Origin of the sequence: Actinoplanes sp. NPDC026619, assembly GCF_040638295.1 — a bacterium.
Classification (GTDB): domain Bacteria; phylum Actinomycetota; class Actinomycetes; order Mycobacteriales; family Micromonosporaceae; genus Actinoplanes.
The window spans coordinates 177,983-182,237 of sequence record NZ_JBEZYA010000022.1; the positions used below are offsets into that span (position 1 = coordinate 177,983).

General features: G+C 67.1%; 1 protein-coding gene. It reads right to left on the bottom strand.

Annotated features, from left to right (window positions below):
• Positions 1-427: 427 nt before the first annotated feature.
• Entirely contained in the window at positions 428-1,183 is a 756-nt protein-coding gene (locus tag AB0E90_RS37700; RefSeq protein WP_360416621.1) for a hypothetical protein, read from the bottom strand.
• Between the last annotated feature and the right edge of the window lie 3,072 nt (positions 1,184-4,255).

Genomic DNA, 4,255 nt, shown 5'->3' on the forward strand with positions numbered 1-4,255 from the left:
CCGGCTTGGTGCGATCGGCGTGGCTGGCTAGGCGTGGCCGGCCCGGCTCGGCGCGACCGGCTCGGGTGGCCGTTTCGGCCGGCTCGGCCGAGCACGTGGTTGGCGCAGCTTGGCTGGCTCGGCTCGGCTCGGTCGGCTCGGCTTGCTCGGCTCAGCGCGACCGGCTTGGTGCGGTCGGCTCGATCGGTCCGGCTCGACGTATCGGCTCGGCGCGATTGGTCCGGCTTGGCGCGATCGGCTTGGTGCGGTGGCTCGGTTTGGGGCGATCGACTTGGCAGGGCGGTTTGGCATGGGCGGATTGAGGCTGCTGAGTTACTGCGGCCTTTGTTGCTAGGGGTGCCTCAGGGGTGGGAGGGTGCTTGGGGTTGAGCAGGTGGGGGCGACCACTTTGGGGCGGGGGCGGTCCGGCGCGTACATCTGCGTGTTTTTAGGTCTGTGGCTGGGCTGCCGGTGAGTCGATTGCGCCGCTCTCGGCGGCGATCGTCGGGGCCGGCTTTGGGTTGGGCTTTGCCGCCTCGATGTCGCCCAGCGTTGTGGGGCGGTGGTCTTCGTCGTCCGGGGTGCCGGTCGCGTTTTCGTCGCTCGACGCCTGCGCGGTCGGGGAGTAGTTGATCGTGGAGGGGGACTCCCACTGGATGTGCGGGGGCTCGGCGATCGCTTCGCCGCCGAACCCGGCCAGCCATGCCGCGACCAGGGCCAGGTTTTCGAGCCACTGCTGTTCCGGGATGACGGGGAGGATGTCGTCCCAGAGGGAGAGGAATGTGCCGCGCAGCTGGAGGCGGCCGTGGGGACGCGCGAGGAACCACAGGTGCAGGTGGGCGGAGCCGTCGCCCCAGCGGTTGACGTGCACGCGGGCGACGCCGTCGAGGGTGCGGATCGCGCGCTCGAGGCGGACCGTCATGACGCCGAGCTCGGCGGCGAGAAGGTTCGGGAGATCGCCGAGGTCGAGGTGTGAGCGGCACTCGAGGATCAAGACCATCGGCAGGCCGGTGGGGCGGTCCATCGCGCGGACGCGCCAGCGTTCGCTGACCCAGACGTACGAGCTGTCGGGGGTGCCGCAGGCGACGCAGTCGGTCGCGTCCTCACCGCTGCGCGGCGGTTCCACCTCGACGGGAGCTGCGAGCGGTTTTACCCGCATGTCACCCTCGAAGGGAAAAGAAGGCCAACGCGTGAAGTCGGGCAGCGGCACGGTGTTGTCTGGCACGAGGGGACTTTAGCCCAGGCCAGAGCTAGTGTCCCGGGTCAATTTTCTGGCTGTGGAGTAATGGGTCTTAAGTCCCTCGAACGGCGAGACCAACGTCGATGCTCATCACAGTATGTGGGCAGAGGAGTACTCCAGTAGTTATCCACAGAAGTTATCCACAGGCTGGCCCGTTTCACGTGAAACACGACGTCGCAGGCTTGCACGGCCTGTGGATGAAGCGGTGGACGGGGCGTCAGCATCGGTCGCGTTTCACGTGAAACGGGGATGGGTGGTTTCTCAACAGCAGTTACGCACAGGCTGTGGATAATGGTCTGGACTTATATGCGCCTGGTGCGGCGGTGTCCTTGATCCGCGGCGAGGGTGGATGTGAATGAGTCTCAGTCGCGTTGGGTGGTCACTTGCCCTCGGGGCCATCGCGATCGGGCTTGTCGGCCTTTGCTTCGCCCGGGTTGCTCGCGTGCCGCTGCTGTGATCTCGGTGCGTCGGAGCGATCGGGTCGGTGTAGCCGGGGTCGCTTAGTAGGTGAGCCGGGCCTCGGGTGGGATCCGATTGGTGAGCCCCTAGGGCTGGGATCGAGGGAGTGGCGTTCGACTTTCCGATCGGCTCAGCCGGTGTTTGTTGGAGGTGAGGATCTCGAGGTGTAGTCGGTCGCTGGTGCCTGGTGAGGACGGCCCGGGGCGCTGACTCCGGGCCGTGTCCGCGGGCGGCTTGAGGCGTGGCGATCGGTGGCCTGGTTGGTTGGATCGTTTATGGGGTCGGCCTATGGCGTGTTGTCGTCGGCGCACATGGGTCTGCGTTGATCTTGCTTTACGGCGGTTGAGGCCGGGTAGTTGCACAGTTGGCCCGTCAGGGTTCGCCCCTCGCTCTATCGCTCGGCATCGGTGGCTGCATTGCGTGATGCTTCCCGGGTTGATGGTTTCCAGAGATCTGTGCTGGGCGGGCGCGATCGTTCTCGATCCAGTGATGGACTCCATGCACCAGACAGCCGGCCGCGTGGCGTCGGCATGGCTGGCCGATCCTGACCCGTTGCCGGCTCTCCCCGCGAGGGATGGCGCGCGAGGAGACGCTTTGGGGCCCCGGTCGAAAGGCTGTCGCCGCGGGGCCTACGCGTACCACACGTCTCGACTCCCGTGTGTGCTCGCGCGTTCTAAAGGGAGTGCGCGGCCATCCAGACTGGATTGCGCTCGTTGGCTGCATCCCAAGTACGTCACCGAAGAAGCGGCATTAACGCCGGCGCCGGGCTGACGTGTGCTCTCGATCGAAGGATGGCGCCGACCACTCACGACTCCTTGCCGGCGATGGGGTTCGGGCGCTTCTGCGTCGCCCTGTTCGATCGCTTGGGTCCGATGCCGTGGTCGGCCGCCGCAGAGGGCTTCGGCTCCCGGCCTGTGGCACCCAAGCTTCGTCTCGCCCTCGTATCAGAGCTGACGCTTCTATCTCTACGACATTCGTGGGCGGGTCCCGCTTCTCTCCTCGTCCGGGAGGGTGGGATGCGGCCCAGCTCTCGGCCGCTCCGGTGGGTCGGTCGCCGGCTCACTGCGGGTGCCCAAGAGACGTTCGGTATAGCTGCTCGGCAGATGACAGCGCAAGGAGGCGGAGTCCGGGGCTGCATCGCGGTCGACTGCGGTGAATCGCTGTCGACCCCTTGTGGATACGAGCACTAGCGCTTTGACTCTCGAGACTCGGACGACCAACATCCGGTTGCCTTGCCTCGCCTTGTCTCGCAGAGTCGTCCGATTCTCGGGCAGGTGGCTCTTCCGTCCAGCTGGTCGACCTGCTAGTTCGAGGTCTCGTCAACTAGGCCGAAGCAAGGCATCGCGAGTCGACTGGTTCGGGCTTTGGGATGGCCTCGCTCTAGCCTCGGCCCGCACCGTGCGAAGACAACTCGGTTCGGCTGCGGGTTCCATGCCAACGCCTCCCGGCGGGTCCGCATTACGTCCGTGACGGCGACGACGGCCAGGATCGGCCGGGGCGCCGGCCGCCCAGTTGACGAGGTGTCGACGCCATCCGCTCATCGCCGGACGGTGCCGCGATCAACCATTTGATGCTGAGCTCAGAGCAGATGGCCGGTGCGTCGGAGCAAGGCTGAAGTCTGATAGCCCGCCACCATCGGCGGAAGCGGCCTCCGATTTTGAGGCAAGTCTGCGGTCGGTTATGGCTTGCATTCGCGCTCCGAGCTCTCCACGACTGGCGATCGCCGTGTTGGCGCCGAGGCCCACTGCGTCGTGGATTTCTCCGCTGCGGGAGGCCGGGCTCGGACCATCAGCCCGCAGCCGGCGACTGCGTTGGGCGTCAGATCGCCGGTTGCGGGAGGGCCGTCCGGCGATACCCGGCAACGCCGGATGCCGGCCAGGAGTCGGCCGCATGCGGAGTTCCTCCGGTGACGGGTCGTCCCCGCCGACGAGCATGTGCCTGACTGTCTGCTTCCGTCCGCGGATCAGGCGCGTCCGGTGGTGTGGTGTACCGGATTGCTGCGCTCACATCGAGGGGAGTCGGCTGCCGCCCCTGGGCGTCCCAGTCGGACCCGGGCACCGCAGATCCCCCGTTCATGTCCTGGCGCGTCAACGATCGGCGCTCGATTCCGGGGTGCACCTTTGGAACGCCTGCCTTGGCTGATCGCAGGCCTCTGCGATCTATGACGCATGACGACGGGGATGGGCTTCGGCGGGGGAGATTCTGCGAACTAGTGCTTGATCTTCTCTCTGTCGATGGACGATCTCGGCCACGACGGACTGGATCGACTCGACGCTTCACGTGCGGTGCTCCGGCCGCGCGTGGTGCGGCTGGTCGGCCGCGCCCGGTGCGGCTACGCCCGGTGCGACTGGTCGGCAACGCCCGCGCCGGCCATCCGCTGTTAGACGATGAGGTTTAGGAGTCCGACGCCCGAGGGCGCTGGTCCACCTCGCCGCCGTCCACCGCTGCGACGTCGATGAGTCGGTGTTCCACGTGAAACTCCCGGCTCCCGGCTCCCGGCTCCCGGCTCCCGGCTCCCGGCTCCCGGCTCCCGGCTCCCGGCTCCCGGCTCCCGGCTCCCGGCTCCCGGCTCCCGGA